Raw genomic sequence first — 22603 nt, 5'->3', positions numbered from 1 at the left:
GGAACGGCGTAGCCTGCTCGTCGGGCGGATGAGCCGCCGCAGTCGGGGTATGATCCATGGTCGCGTCCCGCATCACCGACCGCGCGGACGACCCGTTCGGCGCCTTCGCCGATTGGCCTGAGCTGTCGCCCCTGCGGCTGGCGGTGGTTGCGGCCTGTCGGCGGCCCGAGCCGGACTGCGTCGCGCCACTCCTCGATCAGGCGCGCCTGCCCGCCGAGGCCGCGGCGCGCGTCGCCGCCACGGCCCGGCAGCTGGTCGAATCCCTGCGGCGCCGCGGCAGCCGTGGCGGGGTCGAGGGCCTGATCCACGAATACGCCCTGACGAGCGAGGAGGGCGTCGCGCTGATGTGCCTCGCCGAGGCGCTGCTGCGCATCCCGGACGCCGCCACCCGCGACGCGCTGATCCGCGACAAGATCGCGGGGGGCGACTGGGCTTCCCATCTCGGGCACAGCCCGTCGCCCTTCGTCAACGCGGCGACCTGGGGCCTGCTGGTCACCGGTCGCCTCGTCGCGACCCGGGACGAGGCGGGCCTGTCCGCCGCGCTCACCCGCCTGATCGCCCGCGGCGGGGAGCCGCTGATCCGCCGGGGCGTCGACCTCGCCGTGCGGATGATGGGCGAGCAGTTCGTCACTGGCCGGTCGATCGCCGAGGCCCTGCGCAACGCCGCAGCGACGGAGGCGAAGGGCTTCACCTTCTCGTACGATATGCTGGGCGAAGCCGCCGTCACCGCCGCGGATGCGGCCCGGTACCTCGCCTCCTACGAGGACGCGATCGGGGCGATCGGCGAGGCCTCGGCCGGCCGCGGAGTGCTGCGCGGTCCGGGGATCTCGATCAAGCTGTCGGCGCTGCACCCGCGCTACGTCCGGGCGCAGCGCGGTCGCGTCCTGGCCGAGCTGGCGCCGCGCGTCCGGGGCCTCGCCCGGCTCGCCAAGCACTTCGACATCGGCCTCAACATCGACGCCGAGGAGGCCGACCGGCTGGACCTGTCCCTGGACATCCTGGAGATGCTCGCCCTGGATCCGGAGCTTTCCGGCTGGGACGGGCTCGGCTTCGTGGTCCAGGCCTATGGCAAGCGCTCCCCGTTCGTGATCGACGTGCTGATCGACCTCGCCCGGCGCAGCCGCCGGCGCCTGATGGTGCGGCTCGTCAAGGGCGCCTACTGGGACAGCGAGATCAAGCGCGCACAGGTGGACGGGCTGTCCGACTTCCCGGTTTTCACCCGGAAGGTCCACACCGACGTGTCGTATCTCGCCTGCGCGCGCCGGCTGCTCGATGCTCCCGATGCGGTGTTTCCGCAATTCGCCACCCACAACGCGCAGACCCTCGCGGCGATCGTCGAGATGGCGGGTCCGGATTTCCGGCTCGGCCAGTACGAGTTCCAGTGCCTGCACGGGATGGGCGAGCCGCTCTACGAGGCGGTGGTGTCCGGTGCGGACCTGCGGCGCCCGTGCCGGATCTACGCCCCCGTGGGGACGCACGAGACGCTGCTGGCCTACCTCGTCCGGCGGTTGCTGGAGAACGGGGCGAACACCTCGTTCGTGAATCGCGTCGCCGATGAGTCGGTGCCGATTGAAACCCTGATCGCCGATCCCGTGGTCCTGGTGGAGGCCATGCCGGTGCCGGGCGCGCCGCACGCGCGGATCGTGCTGCCCCGCGACCTGTACGGACCTGCCCGGGCCAACGCCGCCGGCCTCGATCTCGCCGACGAGGCGGCGCTCGCCCGGCTGGCCGATGGGCTCGCGGCGAGCGGCCGGACCGCGTGGCGGGCGGAGCCGCCGGGGGGCGGCGCAGCCGAAATCCCCGTGCGCAATCCGGCCGATCATCGGGACGTGGTCGGCGTCTACCGAGGGGCTTCGGCGGCCGACATCGATCGGGCGCTCGTGCGCGCCGAGTCCACCGCCTCGGCCTGGGCGGGAAAATCGCCCACCGAGCGGGGCGCCAGCCTGCGGCGCGCCGCAGACGCGTTCGAGGCGCGGATGCCGTCGCTGATCGGGCTCGTCGTGCGCGAGGCGGGCAAGTCCTACGGCAACGCGGTCGCGGAGATCCGCGAGGCCGTGGACTTCCTGCGCTACTCCGCGACCGAGGCTGAACGGACGCTCCATCGGGATGACGAACCGCTCGGTCCCGTGGCCTGCATCGCGCCCTGGAACTTCCCACTCGCGATCTTCGTCGGGCAGGTGGCGGCCGCCCTAGCGGTGGGCAACACGGTCCTGGCCAAGCCCGCCGAGCAGACGCCGCTCACCGCCGCCGAGGCGGTGCGGGTGCTGCACGACGCGGGCATTCCGGAGACGGCGTTACAACTCCTGCCGGGGGACGGCACGGTCGGCGCCGCACTGGTCGCAGACGCGCGGGTGCAGGGCGTGCTGTTCACCGGCTCGACGGCGGTCGCCAAGGAGATCCAGCGCCGCCTCGCCGAACGGCTCGGCCGCCATGGCGAACCGGTGCCCCTCATCGCCGAGACCGGGGGCCAGAACGCCCTGGTGGTGGATTCCTCCGCCCTGGCCGAGCAGGTGGTGGCGGACGTGATCGCCTCCGCCTTCGATTCGGCGGGTCAGCGCTGCTCGGCCCTGCGGATCCTCTGCCTGCAGGAGGAGATCGCGGATCGGATCCTGCCCATGCTCAAGGGCGCGATGCGCGAATTGGCTGTCGGCGATCCGCGCCGCCTGTCCACGGATGTCGGACCCGTCATCACCGCCGAGGCGGCCGCGGGGATCATGCAGCACGTGGCGGCGATGCGCGCCCGGGGCTTCTCGGTCGAACAGCTCGCCCTCCGGCCCGAAACGGACCGCGGGACCTTCGTGCCGCCCACCCTGATCGAGGTCGACCGCGTGGGGGACGTCGCGCGCGAGGTGTTCGGGCCGGTTCTGCACGTGCTGCGCTACCGGCGAACGGACCTTGACGCGCTGCTGTCGGACGTCGACGCAACCGGCTACGGCCTCACCTTCGGCCTGCACAGCCGCATCGACCAGACGATCGCCCGGGCGCTGGGCCGCGTCCGGGCCGGCAACCGGTACGTGAACCGCAACATCATCGGCGCGGTGGTCGGTGTGCAGCCCTTCGGCGGGTCGGGCCTGTCGGGCACGGGGCCGAAGGCCGGCGGTCCGCTCTACCTCGGCCGCCTCGTCCGGAGGGCGCCGGACCGGGCGCTCGACGGGCTCGCTACGGACGGCTTCCCGCTCCCGTCCTATCTCGCGTGGCTGACATCGGGCGGGCACGGCGCCGTGGCGGATCGCCTGTCGCGCGCGCGCGTCCCGGCCTTGACCGAGATCGCCCTGGCGGGACCTGTCGGCGAGCGCAACCTCTACGCCCTGCGGCCTCGCGGCCGGGTCGCCGCCCTGGCGGAGACGGAAGCGGGACTGCTGGTTCAGATTGGGACGATCCTGGCCTGCGGCAACGACGCCGTCGCGGTGGGCGCCGAACGCCACCGCGCCGTCCTTCAGGCACTCCCTGTCGATGCGGCGGCGCGGGTCGAACGCGTGCCGGACCTCGACGCGGCCGGCGACGTCCGGGCCATTCTGTTCGAAGGCGACGCGGCAGGTCTGTCGGTCCTCAGCAGGGCGGTCGCCGCCCGGCCCGGTCCGATCCTGTCGATCCAGGCGCGCACGCCGGAAGCACTGGCGCGCGGCGACCTCTACGCGGTGGCCGGCCTCGTCGAGGAGGTGTCGACCGCGATCAACACCGCCGCGGCCGGTGGCAACGCCAGCCTGATGAGCGTCGGCTGAGGGCGGGCATTCTCGCCCCCGGGCGGCGACAGACGGAGCCCGGACCCCCGCCTTCAGGCGGCGCGGGACCAGCGGATATCGCCGAGGCTCTCGCGGAAAGCGAAGCGGGCCAGGTGATCGGCCACGACGTTTTCCAAACGGGTGAGGTTGACCGGGTCCGTGCTGTCGATGCGCATCACCAGCGCGTCCGGCTCGGCATCGAAGGTGCAGACGCGATCCTCGCCGAACGGAACGGTGCCGTGCTGCGGAGTCGCCTCGACCTTGAACTTGTGGCTCCAGTGCCGGCAGAGCTGCTGCAGGTAGCGGCTCGCCTCGGTGGTGTGCACGCGGGCCAGTGAGGTAGGCATTCCGTCGATCTCCAAATGGACGTGATTCAGCCTGTCGTTGACGGTTCGTCGCTCAATCTCGCACCTGCGAGATAGGAAGGCCGCGGAGCAATTGCCATGCCGGGCTGCGACGGACAGTCCTTGCCGTTATCACGCAACGTCGAGCCGCCGCGTTAGCAGGAGCTTAACGCCGCGGGGACCCACCAAGGATGTCGGCGGGCCGTGTCCGTCCTGCACCGGCCTCGGTGCCGAATTATGGCGCGGCGCACAAATCCTCAGGTCGCGGATCCGGGCTCGTGCGCCGCCTCCGCGATGACCTTGCCCGGGTTGAGCCTGTGCTCGGGATCGAGGGCGTCCTTGAGCTTGCGCATCAGGTCGAGGCCGACCGGATCGCCGTAGCGGGCCAGTTCCGCGCGCTTGATCAGGCCGACCCCGTGCTCTGCCGCGATGGAGCCACCGAGTTCGTGAACGATGTCGTGGACGATGCGGTTGAACCGGCCCCACTGCCCGAGAAAGTCCGCCGCCGGCATGCCGACCGGCTGCGACAGGTTGAAGTGGATGTTGCCGTCGCCGAAATGGCCGAAGCCGCAGGGGCGCAACTCCGGCAGTGCTGCGAGGCAGGCCGCGCCGGCCCGCTCCAGGAATTCAGGCAGGCGCGACAGCGGGACCGAGACGTCGTGCTTGATCGAGGCACCCTCGCGGGTCTGCGCCTCGGGAATGCCCTCGCGCAGCCGCCAGAGGGCATCGTTCTGGGCGCCGCTCGCGCCGATCACGGCGTCGGAGACCGTGCCGGCCGCGAGGGCGTCGCCCAGGGCCGATTCCAGGGCGCCCTGCATGTCGGCCTCGGGCCGCGCCGAGGCGGCCTCGATCAGGGCGTAGGCGCCGTGCGCGCCCGACAGGGGCGGCACCGTGCCGGGAACGTGGCGCAGGACGAGGTCCAGCGCGAAGGGAGGCAGGTATTCGAACGCCGTCAGGTCGCGATCGAGCCGTCCGCGCAGATCCACGAACAGATCGAGGGCGGCCCGCGCCGAGGCCAGGCCGACGAAGGCGACGCCGGTGGAGCGCGTTTTCGGAAACAGCCTCAGCACCGCCGCCGTGACGATGCCGAGCGTGCCCTCCGAGCCGATGAAGAGCTGCTTGAGGTCGTAGCCGGCATTGTCCTTGCGGAGCGCCCGGAGCCCATTCCACACCCGCCCATCGGCCAGGACCACCTCGAGCCCGAGCACGAGATCGCGGGCGTTACCGTAGGCCAGCACCGCGATGCCGCCCGCGTTGGTGCTGATCCCGCCGCCGATCCGGGCCGAGCCCCGCGACGCGTAGGAGAGCGGGAATAGCATCCCGGCGGCTTCGGCGGCCTCCTGGACATCCTGCAGGATCATCCCGGCCTCCACCGTGATGGTGGCGTCCACCGGATCGACGGCGCGCAGCCGCGTCATCCGCTCCAGGGACAGGACCACGCCGCCCTGCGGGATGCCGCCGCCGGTGAGCCCGGTATTGCCCCCGAGCGGCACCACCGCCAGGCCGGCCTGCGTGCAGGCGCGGACCGCGAAGGATACCTCGCCGGTGGAGGCGGGCTTCAGCACCGCAACCGCCGAGCCGGTGAACAGCTTCCGCGTCTCGATCAGATAGGGAGCGAGATCCTCCGGCTCTGTCAGCACGTGGCGCGGGCCGAGGCCGTCGCGCAGCGCGGCGAGCAAGGTGTCGGAGGTGGTCGCTGTGGGTGTCATCGCGAAAATTTCGTAGACCCAGAGGCGCTATCGGCAACCGGCCGTATGGCGCGCGGCGGCGGGCACCTTACAACGGTCGCATCGATTGCGGGCATGTCCCGCCCGACCCCGGACGTTCCACCGCAGGTGCAGAGATGCTGTCCGTCATCCAGAACCCGCCCCGCATCGCGCTCCCGATCGTCGGCAGCAGCGATCTCTTCCCCGTCCGCCGGGTCTACTGCGTCGGCCGCAACTACGCCGCCCATGCCCGGGAGATGGGCGCCGACCCGGACCGCGAGCCGCCGTTCTTCTTCATGAAGCCCGCCGACGCCCTGCAGATCGTGGGTTCCGAGCCGACGCCGCATCCCTATCCGTCCAAGACCCGGAACTACCATTTCGAGGTCGAGATGGTGGCGGCGCTCGCCGGCGGCGGCACCGACATCTCCGCCGCGGATGTCCTCGATCAGGTCTATGGCTACGCGATCGGCCTCGACATGACCCGGCGCGATGTCCAGGACGAGGCCAAAGCGCTGTCGCGGCCCTGGGACACAGCCAAGGCGGCTGACGGTTCCGGCCCGATCGGTGCGTTGCATCCGGCCTCGCTTGTGGGCCACCCGGCGCGGGGGGAGATCACGCTGTCGGTGGATGGGCAGACGCGCCAGAAGGGCGACCTCGGCGACATGATCTGGTCGGTGGCCGAGCAGATCGCGTATCTGTCGGGTTATTTCGCGCTGCAGCCGGGGGACCTGATCTTCACCGGCACGCCCTCGGGCGTCGGTCCGGTCGAGCGCGGCCAGCGCATGGTGGCGGCGATCGCCGGCCTCGGCGCGATCACCCTGGACGTCGTCTGAACCGGCGATACGGATCGACATGCTCCTCGACCGACGGCTGCTGCGGCGCCTGTTTCACCTCGGGGCGCTCGCCACGCGGGGCATGACGCTCGGCGTTCGCGGCATCGCCATCGATCCACACGGCCGCGTAGCGCTGGTGCGCCACACATACGTCAGCGGGTGGCATCTGCCGGGCGGCGGCGTCGAGCGCGGGGAGAGTGCCGCCGAGGCGATGATCCGCGAGTTCCGCGAGGAGGCGGAGATCGTCCCCGCGGTGCCCCCGCGCCTCGTCGGTCTCTACCGGAACGTCGCCGCGGCGCCCCGCGATCACGTCGCGCTGTTCGTCCTGCCGGCCTTCACCGTGCTTCGCCCGAAGGCGGCCGACCGGGAGATCGCCGAGTGTGAATTCTTCGCCGCCGATGCGCTCCCTGACGGTACGACCCGCGGCACCCGCACCCGCCTGGAGGAGATGCGGCTGGGCCTCCCGCCGGACGCGCATTGGTGAATCGTCGTGAGCGGGCGAAGAGACGCTTGCGTCGCCCGGCGGAATGGTGTTTAGAGAGCGCCGCCGGGGCCGCCGGCACGCAAGTCCGGGTGGCACGGTCTAGTGAGCGGGTGTAGCTCAGGGGTAGAGCACAACCTTGCCAAGGTTGGGGTCGAGGGTTCGAATCCCTTCGCCCGCTCCAGTTTTCCCAACCATCGAAACGCTTTGTTAGGCCGCAGCACTGCGGCCTTTGTCGTTTCATGGCGGCTTCGAAAGCGGTAAGCGGCAGGCCTTCCGCGCGTTACCTTGATTGCGATGATTGAAGCCTTCGGGCCTCGGGGGTCGGCAGGGGCGTGCAGCCTGCGAACACGCAGTTGCGCGCGGCCGGTCGCCCGGGAGGTGTCGGTCCCATGGGCCGAAGGGTAAATCGGTCGTCCGGCGCCGGGCCGGTTCGTCGCGTCGGCCGGGCGCGGGACCATGCGGAGCGTCGGCATCCGGCCGATCACGGCCAGAGCCGTGCCGATCACCACCCGTCATCGCTCAAGCTGCGATCAGGCAGCACGATCAGGCTCGACGCGCGATCGCGCTGACCGGCAGCGTCCGCCGTCTCACAAGACGGCCCTTCAGGCCCGACGCAGCAGGCTCGGCGAGCGGAAATCCGAGCCGCGGCTCTGAGAGGCCCCGGCGCGGGATGCCGTCATCCGCTGATCCCCCTGCCGGATCTGTTCGATCAGTTGCGGCTTGGCATAGTAGTAGCCCTGCGCGCAGCGGATCTGCGTGGCGCCCAGCAGGTAGGCGACCTCCTCGAAGGTCTCGACGCCCTCGGCCACCACCGACATGCCGAGCGCCAGGCCCAGCGACTCGATCGCCTTGAGCACGATCTGGCTGCGCGGCCGCTTGTCGATGTCCGTGATGAAGGATCGATCGATCTTCAGTTCGTCTGCGGTGATCTCCGCCAGCGCGGCGAGCGACGAGTAGCCCACGCCGAAATCGTCGATCGAGACCCGCGCGCCGATCGCGCGGATGCGCGGCAGGACCTCCCGCTGGAAGCGCCCCTTGGTGAAGAAGGCCTCCTCGGTCAGTTCGAGCACGAAGCGCCGCGCCAGCCCCGTCGCCCCGAGGGCGTCGCAGAAGGCCGACATGAACGGTACGTCGCAGGCCTGCTTGGCGGCGATGTTCAGGCTCACCGAGACGTCGGGCCCGAACACCTCGTCGATGTCCGGCATGGTCCGCACGGTCTCGTTCAGGACCTGGAGCGTGATCTCGTTGATCAGGCCGAGCTCGATCGCCAGTCCGATAAAATCGCCGGGGGCCTGGATCATGCCCAGTTCGTCCCGCCAGCGCAGGAGAACCTCGACGCCCGACACCGCGTGCGTGCGCATGTCGACCTTCGGCTGGAAGGCACAGCAGAAGCAGCGGTCGCGGATCGCGAGCCGCAGGCGCTGCTCCACCGCCATGCGGGCCGTGGCCGCGTGGCTCATCGTCTCCTCGAAGACGCTCACGCCGCCCTTCACGCCGCCCTTCACGCGGTACATGGCGTTGTCGGCCTGCCGGCGCAGGATCTCGTAGGTCGTTCCGTGTTCCGGAAACAGGCTCAGGCCGATCGAGGCCGAGGCGAAGATCTCGTGATCGTCGATGAAGAACGGCTGCTTGAGGCGGTCCGAGATATCGAGCACCGCCGACAGGGTGGAGGCCCGGTCGGTCACCGGGCTGAGCAGGAGGACGAACTCGTCGCCGCCGATCCGCGCGATCATGTCGCTCGGGCGCAGGGCGCCCCGGATGCGCTCGGCGACCTTGCGCAGCAGGGCGTCGCCTGCGGCGTGGCTGTAATAGTCGTTGATGTGCTTGAAGTTGTCGAGATCGATGAAAGCCAGCGCGAACCGGTCGTCGGGGCCGGCACGGTGGATAAGCTCCTCGATGCTCTGCTCGAACATCGTCCGGTTGGGCAGACCCGTCAGCGCGTCGATGAAGGCCCGCGCGATCAGGTCGCGCTGTATCGCGTGATGGTGCGTGACGTCGGTGATCGTGGTGAGCGTGAAGGTTGCCGCCTGGGTCGCGACCGGGCGTGCCTGAGCCTCGACGACGTGATCGCCGATCTCCTCGATGATCGCGGCGTCGGGGCTGTCGAAGGCGCTGGCCGGGAGGTCGTTGACCGCCCGCGGCCCGAGGGCCCTGGCCGTGGCGTTGGCCAGGATGCACAGCCCCCGCTCGTCGTGGACCACGATGCCGATCGGGATCGCCTGGATGGCGGCTTCGAGGAGATCCTGGCGATCTTCGGACGCGGATGTGCTCACGTCAGCCCTGCTGCCACAACGTCTTGGGCGCGCGCAGGCCCTGCTCGGCGGCGGCGTCGCCGGCCTCCAGGGGGCGCCGGAGCAGGCGGCGATGCACTTGGTCGAGCGCGGCACCGTGTCCGCCCTCGGCGCCCGGCTCCCGGGCCAGGCGGGCGCTCCCGGACGATTCCGCATCGAGCCCGCTGGGCTTGCTCATGGTCGCCCCGCGCCAGCGTTCCACCACGGCGCCCACGAAGGCCGCGCCCGGGATCGTGTCGCCGTGATCGGAGGCGCGCCCGCTCATGTCGTTGCGCGGCTGACGCTCCGGGGGCAGGGCGGCGAACTTCATCCGCACCGGCATCGGCACGCCCTCTCCGAAGGCGATCACCTCGCCGGTGCCGAGCGACGGCACGAAGGTCAGAAGATTGACGGCGTCGGAGACCGCCGCGGCCAGGAACGCCTGATCGCGATCGTTGGTCATCCGCATGGCGAACAGGGTGCTGCACTGCGACATGATCGTCGCGTCGAGTTCCGCGGGGCGCTGCGTGACCAGGCCCAGGTAGACGCCGTGCTTGCGGCCCTCGCGGGCGATCCGCGACAGGGCCCGCCGGGTCGGGGTGAAGCCGACCGAGCGGTCGGCGGAGGCGTAGCGGTGCGCCTCCTCGCAGACGAACAGCAGCGGGATCGCGCCCTCGCTCCAGATGCCGAACTCGAACGCGAGACGGCACAGGACACAGACCACGGCGTCGACGACCTCCATCGGAAGTCCGGCGAGCTGCATGATCGTCATGGGGCGCCCGTCGGGATCGAGCCGGAACAGGTGTCCCAGGATCTCGCCCATCATGTCGCCGCCGACATTGGCGTTCTCGAACATGAAGCCGTAGCGCGGGTCGTTGCGGATCGCCTCGATGCGCGTGATCAGACGATGGTAGTGCATCCGCCCGACGCGGTTCTCGAGGCGGCCCATCCGCTCGTCGATCAGCGCGATCAGGTCCTGCAGCATGTAGGGAACCGGCGTATCGACGGTATAGCCGGCGCTCTTGCCGATGGCGCGCTTGACGACCTGCCGGTCGCTCGCCTCCTTGTACTGGGCGTATTTGCTCTTCGCCAGGGGAATGACTTCCGCGAGGATCTCGATCTCCTCGTCGATCGGCGAGCGGCCGCCATAGATGACGTCCGCGATCTCCTCGAGGTTGAACAGCCAGAAGGGCAGCTTGAGATTGCGCGGGCTGATGACGCTGGCGTGGTCGCCGAAGCAGGACGCATACTCGTTGTGGACGTCCAGCAGGAAGATTCGCACCGCCTGCTGCGCGCGCATGACTTGGTCCAAGATGACCGCGACGCCGCTGGACTTGCCGACGCCGGTCGTTCCCAGCACCGCGAAGTGTTTCGTGAGCAGATCCTCGACCTTGATGCAGGCCGGCGTGTCGGGATCCTGATACAGCGCACCCACCACGGCCATATGGGCCGCCGACACCTGATACAGCACGCGCAGATCGTCCCGCGGAAGCAGCTCGACCGCGTCTCCGATGGCGGGGTAGCAGGTCACGCCCCGGCGGAAACGCTTGATTCCATCAACCGACTGGATCTCGCCGAGCAGGTCGATGCTGGCATAGGCGCCCGGCTGGCGGGACCGATCGCCGCCCGACGAGAGCGTGGTGATGATACCGATCAGGACGGCCGCGCCGGCCTCGATCCGGACGAAATTGCCGACCGTCGCCCGCACGTTCGGCCGGCCGTTCTGTCCCGCGACCTCGAGATGAACCTTCGAGCCGTCGATCGACGTCACCGACCCCATCCGCGCCGCGGGAACCGCGTTCAAACCGATACCATCACTGTCCAGCATCACGTGTTTCCGAGGCTGCCATCAAACGTGCCGCGACGGTACGAGCGGCAGATTAAAAATCCGACAAAGACGGCGTCCTGAAGGTCCGATGATTAATCGTTTCTTCCGCCATTACATGACGAAGTTGAAGCATGAAAATATTATCAGTCCGGAGAGAGAAACGTCCTCTGTAGGGCACCCTATACGCATCGTGTGAAACGTTGGAATTGACGCACGCAAGAGTTGTAATCTCGATCCGCAGGTAGCAAACTCCGGCACCGCCGCTTCGCGGGTCGTGAAATTGTCTTGCTGCCACTTCCAGTTGATACCGTTGCGGCGAGCGGTGTAGGCGGTTCGTGCTGCACCCCCGGCGCAACCAACACGCCCTGGCGCCCAGCGGGAGTTCGCACGCCGCGCACGCTGTGGCCTGCAAGAGTGGATCGATTCGCGGCCAGCGGCCTCACGCGATCGGGGCGACGCCGTTATGTCAGTTCGGGTGACCCCGTTCGGGCCGACGCTAGAGCCGTGCCCGATCGCGTTGCCCATGGGACACGAACCAGACAGCGATACCTCGGAGCGGCTGTCCTACTCGACCCCCTCTTCCTGAGGTGCCGGAGCGCAAAGCAGGCCTCGAAGGAGCCCTCCAGGGATCGCGCCGCTGGCTGGAGCCGTCGTTAGAGGTCCGCTGACGGAGGACTTCAGGAGAACCGGGCCGGGTAGGTTCACACGATGACGCTATCCCGAAGTCACGGTCGTGTACCGATTGCGTTGCAATCGTGTGGTGCTCAGCCGGTGTTGTGACGCGCACTCTTGCGCCGAGCCGGTGGCGACCGCGGCGAAGAACGCCCTAATCGCTCTGTGAATCGGTGAAATGCTCGCGCTTCCAGCACTCGCCCGAGATCCGAGCGCCGTTTGAACTCATGAACGCGTAGGGCGAGGACTCGACCACGGCGCCGCCGCGGGCGCGGATGATCCAGCGATAACCGTCCTCGCAGGGCACGATCTCGACCATGTGGGTGGGTAAGGAGTGCATCGACATGCGCCATTAACGTGTCTGCGGACGCTTTCGCTCCGGCACGTTCGTGTGCAGGGTTACCGAAACCCGCCGCGTTGCGCCCGCCACCGGTCGCGGCGTGTCGCGGGAACGCCCGGTGCCGCCATCCGTTCGGGTCGTCGAGCGGGTGGCGTGAGCCCCTCGTTGATCAGCAAGGACGCGGTATGGCGATCAAGGCCTTGAATGACCGGAAAAAGCTGTCGAACGACTTCAACGAGGCCAACGACGCCTTCATCGACGAGGTCCTAAGCGCCCTTCAATCCGAGAAAATACCCCTGGATCTGGCCCGCGCCTATCTCGCACACCCCGTTGCAATGATGCACACCGACGGGGCCCAGGCCGTGGCCGACTACTTCGAGCGCATGCTGGCCCAGCGGCCGAACATCGACTGGACGCCCGGGAGCTGACCGGCCTCGGCTCTGAAAGGAAGCGCGGATGACCGCCGACGAGATCCAGGATCTGAACCGTGCCCGCGCGGCGCTGGCACGGCAGCGGAACGCCATCGCCCGCAGGATCGGCGGCCTCGACGTGGCGCCGATCTCCATGTCGGAGGACCTGACCCGGACCCTCCTGGCCATCGAGGCCGTGGACCGCGCCCTGGTCGATGCCGGCCAGCCGCACGTCGATATCGGTCAGGCGCCGGAGGCGTAGCGGAACAGGACGCCGGCTCATGCCCTGAGCCTACGGGATCGCACGTTCCCTTGCGCCACGCTCCCGCGCGGGCGTAGAGGCTCGAACGACCGGAGGAGACCCGACGATGACCGACCGCCTGCCCGGCTTCAACACGCTGGCGATCCATGCGGGCGCCGCCCCCGACGCCGCCACGGGCGCGCGGGCGACGCCGATCTACCAGACCACGAGCTTCGTGTTCGACGACGTCGACCACGCCGCCTCGCTGTTCGGGCTGCAGGCCTTCGGCAACATCTATACGCGAATCACCAACCCGACCAACGCGGTGCTGGAGGAGCGGATCGCCGCCCTCGAAGGCGGCACGGCCGCCCTGGCGGTCGCCTCCGGCCACGCGGCCGAATTCCTGACGATGCATGCCCTGATGCAGCCGGGCGACGAGTTCATCGCCTCGAACAAGCTCTACGGTGGCTCGATCAATCAGTTCAATCATTCCTACAAGAATTTCGGCTGGTCGGTGGTCTGGGCCGACAACGACGATCCGGCCGCGTTCGAGGCGGCCATCACCCCGCGCACAAAGGCGATCTTCTGCGAGTCGATCGCCAATCCGGGCGGCGTCATCACCGACCTCGCGGCGCTGTCGCAGGTCGCCAAGAGGCACAACATCCCGCTCGTCGTCGACAACACCATGGCGACGCCGTACCTGATCCGGCCCTTCGAGCACGGGGCCGACATCGTGGTGCATTCGGCGACCAAGTTCCTCGGCGGCCACGGCAATTCGATCGGCGGCCTGATCGTCGACGGCGGCACGTTCGCCTGGGCGGGGGATGCCCGCTATCCGATGATGAGCGCGCCGCGGCCGGAATATTCCGGGATGGTGCTGGCCGAGACCTTCGGCAATTTCGGCTTCGCCATCGCCTGCCGGGTGCTGGGTCTGCGCGATCTCGGGCCGGCGTTGTCGCCGTTCAACGCCTTCCTGATCCTCAACGGCATCGAGACCCTGCCGCTGCGGATGCAGCGCCATTCCGACAACGCCCTGACGGTCGCCCGGCACCTGTCGCAGCACCCGGCGGTGTCGTGGGTGAGCTACCCGGGCCTGGAGACCGACCGCTACCATCAGCTCGCCCGGCGCTACACGCCGAACGGCGCCGGCGCGGTCTTCACCTTCGGGCTGAAGGGCGGCTACGAGGCGGGGGTGAAGCTCGTCTCGAATCTGCAGCTCTTCTCGCACCTCGCCAATATCGGCGACACGCGCTCGCTGATCATCCACCCGGCCTCGACGACCCACCGCCAGCTCACCGATGCGCAGAAGACCGCCGCCGGGGCGGGTCCGGACGTGGTGCGGCTGTCGATCGGGCTGGAGGATCCTGCGGATCTCATCGAGGATCTGGACGGGGCGCTCGGCACCTGAGGCGGCCGCGATCGGATTCGACGAGCGGACTGCCGGACGCACGACTGCGCGGACATGCCGGTTCGGCCTTCTGGTTTCCGGGGCGCCGCTGCGTCATGAGCGGCTGGCCGTCTGGAAGGTGTCACGATGCCGAGTGCCGTGATCGAGACCGACGTCGATCCCGTCACGCAGGAGGAGGCTGCTGCCGTTCTGGCCGACCTCGGTCTCACGGTGTCCGACGCCGTACGGCTGCTGCTGATGCGTGTCGCCCGCGAGAAGGCGCTGCCGTTCGAGCCCCTCGCGCCAAATGAGACGACGATCGACGCGATGCGTGAAGCGCGCCCGGAAAGTCTGCCGCGTTTCGACGACGTGGCCGCGCTGATGGCCGCCGTGAAGACGGACGATTGAGCACACGGGCCAGCGCAAGCGCGATGTCGAACGAGGATGAAGGGGTGCCACCGCGCGACGCTCGCGGTCGATCTCGCGGCTGTCGTGGAACGCCTCGCATCCGATCTGCCGCTTGAGGCGCGACACTAGGATCATGCCCTGGTCGGAAATTGGCACGACCATCGGGACTGCCACATCAAACCGGATCTCGTGCTGATCTATCGTCTTCCCGATGCCGCGACGATCCAACTGGTTCGTCTCGGATCTCACGCGGAGCTTGGTCTCTGATCCGCGGCCAACTCTTCGACGACGATCGTCAAGCCAAATGGGCCCAATCCGCGCGGATTCGTGCAACCGGTGCCTTGTTCCGGATACGAAATCCGCAACAAGGCTGCCAGCGATCGGCTGACGTCGCCGTCAGAACGCCTCCGCCTCCAGCGCCATGGTGCTCTCCGCCCCGGCCTTGATCCGAGCCAGCCGCAGGCCCGTCTCCGGCAGCATCCGCTCCATGAAGAACCGGCCGCCCACGAGCTTCGACTCCCAGCGCGGGGAGGGCGCTTCAGCCTGCTTGATCAGCGCGGCCTTGGCGATCCGGCCCCACATGTAGCCCAGGGCGACCAGTCCGAAGAGATGCATGAAATCCGTGGCGCCCGCCCCGGCGTTGTCGGGCTTCGAGAACGCGTTCTGCATCAGCCACATCACGGCGCCCTGGAGGTCGTTCAGCCCGGCCTGGAGCGGCTTGACGAACGGCGCCAGGGCGGGATCCTCGCCGTGGTCCTTCAGGAAGGTCTGGACCTCGCCGAGGAAAGCCATCATCGCCCGTCCGCCGTCCTTCGGCAGCTTTCGGCCGATCAGGTCCATCGCCTGGATGCCGTTGGCGCCCTCGTAGATCATGGCGATGCGGGCATCGCGCACGAACTGCGACATGCCCCATTCCTCGATGTAGCCGTGGCCGCCCAGCAACTGCTGCGCCTCGACCGCGTTGGCGAAGCCGCGGTCGGTGAGGACGCCCTTCACCACCGGCGTCATCAGGCCGAGATAATCGTCGGCCGCCTGCCGCTCCTTGGCATCCTCCGAGCGGTGCAGGATGTCGGCCTGGAGCGCGGTCCAGAGCATCAGGGCGCGAGCCGCCTCGTTGAAGGCGCGGATCTGCAGCAGGGTCCGGCGCACGTCCGGATGCACGATGATCGGGTCCGCAACCTTGTCGGGCGCCTTGGCGCCGGTGAGCGCGCGGCCCTGGAGCCGGTCCCGCGCGTAGGCGGCGGCGTTCTGATAGGCGACCTCGGACTGCCCCAGCCCCTGGACGCCCACGGCGAGCCGCGCCTCGTTCATCATCACGAACATGGCGTTGAGGCCGCGATTCTCCTGGCCGATCAGCCAGCCGGTCGCCCCGTCGTAGTTCATGACGCAGGTGGCGTTCCCGTGGATGCCCATCTTGTGCTCCAGGGAGCCGCAGGACACGCCGTTGCGGGCGCCCAGCGATCCGTCCGGGTTCACCAGGACCTTCGGCACCACGAACAGCGAGATGCCCTTGGTGCCGGCGGGCGCGCCCTCGATCCGCGCCAGGACGAGGTGGACGATATTCTCGGCGAGGTCGTGCTCGCCGGCGGAGATGAAGATCTTGGTGCCGGTGATCCGGTAGGAGCCGTCGCCGTTCGGCACCGCCTTGGTCTTCAGGAGACCCAGATCCGTGCCGCAATGCGGCTCGGTGAGGTTCATGGTGCCGGTCCAAGCGCCCTCGACCATCCGGGGCAGGTAGAGCGCCTTCTGCGCCTCGGTGCCGTGCACCAGCAGGGCCGCCATCGCCCCCTGGGTCAGGCCCGGATACATGCCGAAGGCCAGATTCGCTCCCGAGGCGAATTCCTGGATCGCCGTATTGAGCGTGTGCGGCAGGCCCTGGCCGCCATACGTCTCGGGAACCGAGAGGCCCATCCAGCCGCCGCTCGCGTAGGTATCGTAGGCAGCCTTGAAGCCGGTCGGCGTGCGCACGCTGCCGTCGGACGCCCGTCGGCAGCCCTCAAGATCGCCCGCCCGGTTGAGCGGCGCCAGCACCTCCTCGGCCAGCTTCGCGCCCTCGCGCAGGACCGCCTCGACGACGTCGGGCGAGGCGTCGGCGAAGCCCGCGAGGTTGTCCCGCGCGTGGAAGCCCAGCACGTCGGAGAGCAGGAACAGCGTATCGTCGACCGGTGCGCGGTACTGCGGCATCGTGAGGCTCCCCCGTCTGCGCGAATCTCTCGGTGCGATCCGCTTTCAGCAGAGCATGTAAACGCCCGGCCACCCGCGGAGCAACGCTTCCGTCCCGCCGCGCGGCGTCACGCCCCGGAGCCAGCGGCGTCTTCGCCGCTATTACAATTACCGGGTCAGTAGAGCCTTAACCTCGTGTTTACCAAGAAAGTTAATGATCAAACTCGAACGATCTGGGGCGCGTTCCGTGGATACCCGTTTGGGAACCAGCGCGCACCGGACCGAACGCCGACCGCTGCCGACGACAGGCCCCCGATGACCCGCACCGCGATGCCGCAGCTCGACAGTTTCGATCCCGAGGTGCTCGACGCCGCCCGCGACGTCGCCGCCCGGGCGGGTGTCCCGCTCGAGACCTGGATCGCCTCGGTCGTGCCGCAGGCACAGCCGAACCTGTTGGGCAACCGCCGGCAGCGCCGCCGGCTCCGGGCCGAGCAGCTCGACCGGCCGGCCGCCCGGCCGGAGGCCGCGGTCCGCACGGATGCGGGCCTCGACCTGATCGGCGCCCGTCAGCGGGCCCTTCCCGTCGAGGAGCGCCCGGCGCCCGTCGCCGAGACCTACAACGACGGCATCGCCGCCCTCATGAGCCGGCTCGACGGCCTCGACCGGACACTCGACGCGGACCGGCGCGAGGCGCAGATCGCCGAGGAACAGCGCCTCGCGGAGATCGAGGCCCGGATCGAGCGCGTCCTGAAGGCGGCCCCGGTCCAGCAGGTCACCGAGCGTCTCGGGGACATCGAGCGCCGCATGTCGCAGCTCGGCGAGCAGGTCGCCGCCACGCGCCAGCCCGGCCGGCGTGCGCGCCCCGCGGTCGCCGACATCCGCAGCGCCGTGCAGGACATCCGCCAGCGCCAGCGAGAGCTGTCGCAGGAGGCGGCCGGCGACGCCGCGCCGATGCCGGCCGATGGCGGCGTGGTCGCGAGCATGCGCCAGGACCTCGCCCGCCGCCTGGAGGTGCGCACCGAGGATGCCGCCGCGACCTCGGCGGCCCTGTCCGAACTTCAGGTTGAGACCGTCCGCCTCCGGCGGGCGATCGATCGGATGGCCACGAGCCACGACGTGGGCGCGCTGGAACAGGCCGTGACGGCGCTGACGAGCGGCCTCGAACGCGCTCAAGCCGGCGCCGACCTCACCGCCATCGCGGCACCGATGGAGGAGATCCGGCTTCAGGTCGAACTGCTGGCCGAGGACATCGCGGAGCATGTCCACGCCCGCATCGTGGAGGATGTCCGCCGCCTGGCCGAGCGCCTCGACGATGTCGCGGCGACCGGTCCGTCGGATCCCGAGGGGCAGACCCTGGCCGCGCTGTTCACGGAACTCGCCGAGATCCGGCAGCTGATCACGGCGCTGGCCGATCCGGAGCGGCTCCAGAGCTTGGCGGACAGCCTGCAGGTCGTCAGCGCCCAGGTCGTTCAAGTGCAGCGGATCGGGGCCGGCCCGGATCTGCGCCCGCTGCTGGAGGAGATCCGCGGCGAGGTGACGTTCGCCGCGCCCGCGGCGCTCGCCGAGCAGATCCAGATCCTGGCCGAGAAGGTCGACCACCTCTGCGCCCTGCAGGATCGGTCCGAGGCGGCCGACGCAGTGACGCACGCCCAGCCCGGCGAGATGGCCTCCATCCAGGCCATGCTCCACACCCTCGCCGAGAAGGTGGACGAGGCCGGCGAGCACGAGGGGCTCGACGCCCTTGAGAAGCAGGTGATGACCCTGGCCGACAGGCTGGACACGCCCCAGGGCGGCGATCCGGCGCTGGCCGGGCTCGAGCGCACCATGGGCGATCTGCTTGCGCAGGTTGCGGCCCTCCGGGAGTCCGCGCCGAGCGAGGCCGCGGTCGAGCGTGCCGCCCGCAACGCGGTGGCGCAGACCCTGAGCGGATCCGGCATCGCCGCTGGTTCGGGGGAGATCGGCCTCCTGCGCGCCAGCCTCGCCGACATGCAGGCGCGGCAGGCCGCCTCCGATCAGCGCCTGGGCGCCACGCTGGAGGGCGTCCAGACCGCCCTCGAACGGCTCCTCGTCCGCCTCGGTCCGGCGGAGGCGGCCGAAGCACGGGCTCCGTCCCTCGGCGAGCGCCTGCTGTCCTCGACGAGCCCGGAGGTGGCACTCTCCGCGGCGGATCTGAACCCGGCCGGCCGGATGACCGGGGCCGAGACCCCGCTGCTCGCCGACGATCTCCTGGAACCCGGAAGCGGCCGGCCGGTGCGGACGCCGCGCGGGGGCCGTGATTCGGCGAGCCGGCGGTCTGCCAAGGATCCGCAGGCCGAACCGGTCCGCGTCCGGCCCACCGTCGAGACCGGCGGTGAGAGCGACATCAAGACGAGCTTCATCGCGGCGGCGCGCCGCGCCGCGCAGGCCGCGCAGGCGGAACTGGCCGCCGAGGCGCCGAGCGACCGCCGCGACACCCGCGCCGCGAAACCGGCAACTGCGCCGATAGCGGGCGAGCCGGGCCGACTGGGCCGGTTGCGGAGCGAGATCGACCGCCGGCGCCGGCCGCTGCTGCTCGGGCTCGCCGCAATCGTCCTGGCGCTCGGCGCCTTGCAGACGGTCAAGCTCCGCGCCCCGGACGAGCCCCGCCCGGTCGTGGCCGCGGGCCAGTCCGCGAGCAGCGAGGCGACCGGCGATCCCACTGCGAAAGCTGCAGCCAAGTCGGAGACCGGTGCGGCTTCCAAGGAGGCTTCGAAGGACGCCAAGGACACGGCCAAGGATGGTTCGAAGGAAGCCGCCAAGGTCGCGGCAACCGAGGTCTGGAAGGATGCCCCGGGGGCCAAGCCGCCCCTGGCCGATCCGACCACCACCCAGGCCCTGCCGAACCCTGTGCCCGCCGAGGCCCGCGCGACCGCCGCGAAATCCGCGCTGCCGCAGGTTGCGGGGATGAACACCCTGCAGGCCGATCTCGGCGGCGTGCCGGCGGGCCTCGCCAAGGTCAAGGCGGCGGCCCTCGAAGGCGACGGTCCGGCGGTCTGGGACCTCGCCACCCGGGAGGCGGACGGCCGTGGCATGCCCCGCGACCTCGCGATGGCCGCCAAGCTGTTCGAGAAGCTCGCCGCGGCGGGTTACGCGCCGGCGCAGTACAAGATCGGAGGCCAGTACGAGAAGGGGGCGGGCGTGGTCCACGACCTCGACAAGGCCAAGCTCTGGTACGGACGCGCCGCCGAGCAGGGTCATGCCCGGTCGATGCACAACCTCGCGGTGATCTTCGCCGAGAATCCGGCCGCCAACGGCAAGCCGGACTTTGCCTCCGCGGCCTCGTGGTTTCGCCAGGGTGCCGAGTACGGCGTCCGTGACAGCCAGTACAACCTCGGTGTGCTGTACGCCCGCGGCATGGGGCTGACGCAGGATCTGGTGCAGTCCTACGCGTGGTTCGCGGCGGCCGCCGCCCAGGGCGATGACGATGCGGCCAAGAAGCGCGACGACGTTGCCAACAAGTTGAGCACCGCCGAACTCGCCAGCGCCAAGAGCCTCGCGGCCGCCTTCAAGCCGCGAAAGATTGACGCGGCGGTCAACGAGCCGCCGAGCGCCAAAGCCGGCGTCACGGCCCCGATGTCGCTGCTGGGCGCCCCGGCCCCCAGCTCCGTCGCTTTCACGGGCGCGCCGAAGCGCTCCTAGCGGAGATTGAGGGAGCGCGGCGCCGGACAATCCGAGCTTGACCGCGCTCCCGCGATGCGGGAACGCTCCGCCCGGGCGGCGTCGGACCGGGGTTTGACCGCGTAGGTCGCCAGCCCTTGCCGTTGCCTGGAGGAAGGATGGCGCGCCGGAACACCGTCCCGATCGGCGCCCTCGTGCTCGGCGTGGCCGGTCTCATCCCGTTCCTGGGATTCGCGGCTCTGGCGGTCTCTGGCAGCGATGGCGGCTTGAGCAGTCTCGGCTTGGCGCCGCGCACTATCCTGTCGGCCTACGGGGCGGTGATCGCCTCATTCCTCGGCGGCATCCGCTGGGGTGCCGCGGCGGCGCGCAATGCCGGCAATGCCGACTACCTCGTGGCCATCATCCCCTCCCTCGTGGCCTGGGCCGCGATGGCGGCACCCGCACCCTGGGATCTGCGCATCCTCGGAATCCTCGTCCTCGCCTGGGGCCTGATCGACCAGGATCTGCCCCGCCGCGGCCTCGCGCCGCTCTGGCTCGGCCGGCTGCGGCTGGTGCTGTCGGGCGTTGCCGGGGCCGCGTTGCTGGTGGCGGCTTGACCCGATCGGCGCGTCGCGCAAACCAGCGCCATTCCAACCGCGCCCTCCACCGTAATGCCGGCGCGAGGCGGAGGCCTCCGGGAAGCACCGCGATCGCTGGACCCCGCCTTCGAAGCCCGCTGCGCGGTCCCCGCAGACGAAGCGGGACGATCTGAAGAGCCCCGCGACGCTATAACCGGACGGATCGGCGCACACCGTCGGTACCTGGCCAGGAAAAAGGCGGGCGTTTGCTACGCCCGCCTGTCTCACATCGGATCGGCGCCGATCTCAGGCGCCCATGGCGGTCTTCAGGTTCTGATCGACCTTGTCGAGGAAGCCCGTGGTGGAGAGCCACTTCTGCTCCGGCCCGACCAGGAGCGCGAGATCCTTCGTCATGTGCCCGGCCTCGACGGTGTCGACGCAGACCTTCTCGAGGGTCGCCGAGAACTTCGCCAGATCCTCGTTGCCGTCGAGCTTGGCCCGGTGCGACAGGCCGCGGGTCCAGGCGAAGATCGAGGCGATCGAGTTGGTCGAGGTCTCGCGGCCCTTCTGGTGCTCGCGGTAGTGGCGGGTGACGGTGCCGTGGGCGGCCTCGGCCTCCACGGTCCGGCCGTCGGGCGTCATCAGGACCGAGGTCATGAGGCCGAGCGAGCCGAAGCCCTGCGCGGCCGTGTCCGACTGCACGTCGCCGTCGTAGTTCTTGCAGGCCCAGACGTAGCCGCCCGACCACTTGAGACACGAGGCCACCATGTCGTCGATCAGGCGGTGCTCGTAGGTGATGCCGAGCGGCTTGAACTTCGACTCGAACTCCTCCTCGTAGACCTTCTGGAACAGGTCCTTGAACCGGCCGTCATAGGCCTTGAGGATGGTGTTCTTGGTCGAGAGATAGACCGGGTACTTGCGCGCCAGCCCGTAGTTCAGTGAGGCGCGGGCGAAGTCGATGATCGACTGGTCGAGGTTGTACATCGACATGGCGACGCCGGCCTCGGGGAACTTGAACACCTCCTTCTCGATGACCGTGCCGTCGTCACCCTCGAACTTGATGGTGAGCCGGCCCTTGCCGGGCACCTTGAAGTCGGTGGCGCGGTACTGGTCGCCGTAGGCGTGGCGGCCGATCACGAAGGGCTGGGTCCAGCCGGGCACGAGGCGCGGCACGTTCGTGCAGATGATCGGCTCGCGGAAGATCACGCCGCCCAGGATGTTGCGGATCGTGCCGTTGGGCGAGCGCCACATCTCCTTGAGGCTGAACTCCTTCACCCGCTGCTCATCGGGGGTGATCGTGGCGCACTTCACGCCGACGCCGTGGCGCTTGATCGCCTCGGCGGCGTCGACCGTCACCTTGTCGTTGGTGGCGTCCCGGTGCTCGACGCCGAGGTCGTAATATTCGAGATCGACGTCGAGATAGGGGTGGATCAGCTTGTTCTTGATCTCGGCCCAGATGATCCGGGTCATCTCGTCGCCGTCGAGCTCGACGACGGGGTTCGCTACCTTGATCTTCGCCATGGACCGATGCCTTCCGCGTTGTCCCCGCGCACGGCATGCAAGGGCCGTGCGGTCGCCCGCCCGGACGGGCCGGGCGGAAAT

The 22603-nt window shown here is 69.6% G+C and carries 16 protein-coding genes, 1 tRNA gene and 1 pseudogene; 11 read left to right on the top strand and 7 right to left on the bottom strand.

The features are described from left to right. Positions 1-56 precede the first annotated feature (56 nt). Positions 57-3722, top strand: coding sequence for a trifunctional transcriptional regulator/proline dehydrogenase/L-glutamate gamma-semialdehyde dehydrogenase (putA, locus tag MKK75_RS16650; protein ID WP_244043654.1), 3666 nt, complete (start codon positions 57-59; stop codon positions 3720-3722). A gap of 53 nt (positions 3723-3775) precedes the next feature. Here the strand turns inward: putA and MKK75_RS16645 are convergent, their stop codons facing one another. Continuing rightward, positions 3776-4069, bottom strand: a complete 294-nt coding sequence (locus MKK75_RS16645) for a DUF2218 domain-containing protein (RefSeq protein WP_244043653.1) — start codon at positions 4067-4069, stop codon at positions 3776-3778. 254 nt (positions 4070-4323) lie between these two features. Next, the gene (locus MKK75_RS16640; RefSeq protein ID WP_244043652.1) at positions 4324-5775 is read right to left on the bottom strand and encodes an FAD-binding oxidoreductase; all 1452 of its coding nucleotides are present in this window, start codon (positions 5773-5775) and stop codon (positions 4324-4326) included. A 134-nt stretch (positions 5776-5909) separates the two neighbouring features. Here MKK75_RS16640 and MKK75_RS16635 point away from each other — a divergent pair, with 134 nt between their 5' ends. The 3 genes from MKK75_RS16635 to MKK75_RS16625 all read left to right on the top strand — a co-directional run bounded on the left by MKK75_RS16635 (position 5910) and on the right by MKK75_RS16625 (position 7270). After that, the gene (locus MKK75_RS16635; RefSeq protein ID WP_244043651.1) at positions 5910-6605 is read left to right on the top strand and encodes a fumarylacetoacetate hydrolase family protein; all 696 of its coding nucleotides are present in this window, start codon (positions 5910-5912) and stop codon (positions 6603-6605) included. Between the two features lie 19 nt (positions 6606-6624). Then, complete coding sequence (locus tag MKK75_RS16630; protein ID WP_244043650.1) at positions 6625-7089, top strand: NUDIX domain-containing protein; 465 nt, start codon at positions 6625-6627, stop codon at positions 7087-7089. A 106-nt stretch (positions 7090-7195) separates the two neighbouring features. Continuing rightward, positions 7196-7270, top strand: a tRNA-Gly gene (locus MKK75_RS16625). Between the two features lie 421 nt (positions 7271-7691). Here MKK75_RS16625 and MKK75_RS16620 read toward each other — a convergent pair. From MKK75_RS16620 to MKK75_RS16610, 3 genes are all read right to left on the bottom strand, one after another. Next, positions 7692-9362, bottom strand: coding sequence for a putative bifunctional diguanylate cyclase/phosphodiesterase (locus MKK75_RS16620; RefSeq protein ID WP_244043649.1), 1671 nt, complete (start codon positions 9360-9362; stop codon positions 7692-7694). 1 nt (position 9363) lies between these two features. Next, positions 9364-11139 (bottom strand): ATP-binding protein, encoded by a 1776-nt coding sequence (locus tag MKK75_RS16615; protein WP_244043694.1) that lies wholly within the window; start codon positions 11137-11139, stop codon positions 9364-9366. 874 nt (positions 11140-12013) lie between these two features. After that, positions 12014-12199 carry a hypothetical protein gene (locus MKK75_RS16610; protein WP_244043648.1) on the bottom strand — a complete coding sequence of 62 codons (186 nt, stop codon included), beginning with the start codon at positions 12197-12199 and terminating at the stop codon, positions 12014-12016. A 185-nt stretch (positions 12200-12384) separates the two neighbouring features. Here MKK75_RS16610 and MKK75_RS16605 point away from each other — a divergent pair, with 185 nt between their 5' ends. From MKK75_RS16605 to MKK75_RS16585, 5 genes and pseudogenes are all read left to right on the top strand, one after another. After that, positions 12385-12627: a hypothetical protein gene (locus MKK75_RS16605; RefSeq protein ID WP_244043647.1), complete on the top strand. Its 243-nt coding sequence runs from the start codon at positions 12385-12387 to the stop codon at positions 12625-12627. 28 nt (positions 12628-12655) lie between these two features. Continuing rightward, complete coding sequence (locus tag MKK75_RS16600) at positions 12656-12871, top strand: hypothetical protein (RefSeq protein ID WP_244043646.1); 216 nt, start codon at positions 12656-12658, stop codon at positions 12869-12871. 106 nt (positions 12872-12977) lie between these two features. Beyond that, positions 12978-14258 carry an O-acetylhomoserine aminocarboxypropyltransferase gene (locus MKK75_RS16595; RefSeq protein WP_244043645.1) on the top strand — a complete coding sequence of 427 codons (1281 nt, stop codon included), beginning with the start codon at positions 12978-12980 and terminating at the stop codon, positions 14256-14258. Positions 14259-14396: 138 nt separating this feature from the next. Next, on the top strand, positions 14397-14645 hold the full coding sequence (locus MKK75_RS16590; RefSeq protein WP_244043644.1) for a type II toxin-antitoxin system RelB/DinJ family antitoxin: 249 nt from the start codon (positions 14397-14399) through the stop codon (positions 14643-14645). Beyond that, positions 14641-14912: pseudogene (locus MKK75_RS16585) on the top strand (type II toxin-antitoxin system YafQ family toxin). Before MKK75_RS16590 ends, MKK75_RS16585 begins: the two are co-directional and overlap by 5 nt. Before the next feature lie 129 nt (positions 14913-15041). Here the strand turns inward: MKK75_RS16585 and MKK75_RS16580 are convergent. Then, positions 15042-16829 carry an acyl-CoA dehydrogenase C-terminal domain-containing protein gene (locus MKK75_RS16580; RefSeq protein ID WP_244043643.1) on the bottom strand — a complete coding sequence of 596 codons (1788 nt, stop codon included), beginning with the start codon at positions 16827-16829 and terminating at the stop codon, positions 15042-15044. 294 nt (positions 16830-17123) lie between these two features. On the opposite strand from MKK75_RS16580, the gene MKK75_RS16575 reads away from it, so the two are divergent. Beyond that, positions 17124-20465, top strand: coding sequence for a hypothetical protein (locus tag MKK75_RS16575; protein WP_244043642.1), 3342 nt, complete (start codon positions 17124-17126; stop codon positions 20463-20465). 137 nt (positions 20466-20602) lie between these two features. After that, positions 20603-21040, top strand: a complete 438-nt coding sequence (locus MKK75_RS16570; RefSeq protein WP_244043641.1) for a DUF3429 domain-containing protein — start codon at positions 20603-20605, stop codon at positions 21038-21040. Positions 21041-21307: 267 nt separating this feature from the next. On the opposite strand, the gene MKK75_RS16565 is transcribed toward MKK75_RS16570, so the two are convergent. Further along, complete coding sequence (locus MKK75_RS16565) at positions 21308-22522, bottom strand: NADP-dependent isocitrate dehydrogenase (RefSeq protein ID WP_244043640.1); 1215 nt, start codon at positions 22520-22522, stop codon at positions 21308-21310. Positions 22523-22603: the final 81 nt, after the last annotated feature.

The sequence above is a fragment of the Methylobacterium sp. J-030 genome (genome assembly GCF_022829545.1).
GTDB lineage: Bacteria > Pseudomonadota > Alphaproteobacteria > Rhizobiales > Beijerinckiaceae > Methylobacterium.
Note: the sequence above shows the minus strand (reverse complement) of the source record. Positions and strands in the feature narration are given on the sequence as shown.

Excerpts from the sequence above, each read along its gene's own strand:
- MKK75_RS16635 (WP_244043651.1), top strand. The coding sequence starts at position 5,910 with ATGCTGTCCGTCATCCAGAACCCGCCCCGCATCGCGCTCCCGATCGTC.
- MKK75_RS16565 (WP_244043640.1), bottom strand. The coding sequence starts at position 22,522 with ATGGCGAAGATCAAGGTAGCGAACCCCGTCGTCGAGCTCGACGGCGAC.
- MKK75_RS16645 (WP_244043653.1), bottom strand. The coding sequence starts at position 4,069 with ATGCCTACCTCACTGGCCCGCGTGCACACCACCGAGGCGAGCCGCTAC.
- MKK75_RS16610 (WP_244043648.1), bottom strand. The coding sequence starts at position 12,199 with ATGCACTCCTTACCCACCCACATGGTCGAGATCGTGCCCTGCGAGGAC.
- putA (WP_244043654.1), top strand. The coding sequence starts at position 57 with ATGGTCGCGTCCCGCATCACCGACCGCGCGGACGACCCGTTCGGCGCC.
- MKK75_RS16575 (WP_244043642.1), top strand. The coding sequence starts at position 17,124 with ATGACCCGCACCGCGATGCCGCAGCTCGACAGTTTCGATCCCGAGGTG.
- MKK75_RS16640 (WP_244043652.1), bottom strand. The coding sequence starts at position 5,775 with ATGACACCCACAGCGACCACCTCCGACACCTTGCTCGCCGCGCTGCGC.
- MKK75_RS16630 (WP_244043650.1), top strand. The coding sequence starts at position 6,625 with ATGCTCCTCGACCGACGGCTGCTGCGGCGCCTGTTTCACCTCGGGGCG.
- MKK75_RS16595 (WP_244043645.1), top strand. The coding sequence starts at position 12,978 with ATGACCGACCGCCTGCCCGGCTTCAACACGCTGGCGATCCATGCGGGC.
- MKK75_RS16615 (WP_244043694.1), bottom strand. The coding sequence starts at position 11,139 with ATGGGGTCGGTGACGTCGATCGACGGCTCGAAGGTTCATCTCGAGGTC.
- MKK75_RS16605 (WP_244043647.1), top strand. The coding sequence starts at position 12,385 with ATGGCGATCAAGGCCTTGAATGACCGGAAAAAGCTGTCGAACGACTTC.
- MKK75_RS16570 (WP_244043641.1), top strand. The coding sequence starts at position 20,603 with ATGGCGCGCCGGAACACCGTCCCGATCGGCGCCCTCGTGCTCGGCGTG.
- MKK75_RS16600 (WP_244043646.1), top strand. The coding sequence starts at position 12,656 with ATGACCGCCGACGAGATCCAGGATCTGAACCGTGCCCGCGCGGCGCTG.
- MKK75_RS16580 (WP_244043643.1), bottom strand. The coding sequence starts at position 16,829 with ATGCCGCAGTACCGCGCACCGGTCGACGATACGCTGTTCCTGCTCTCC.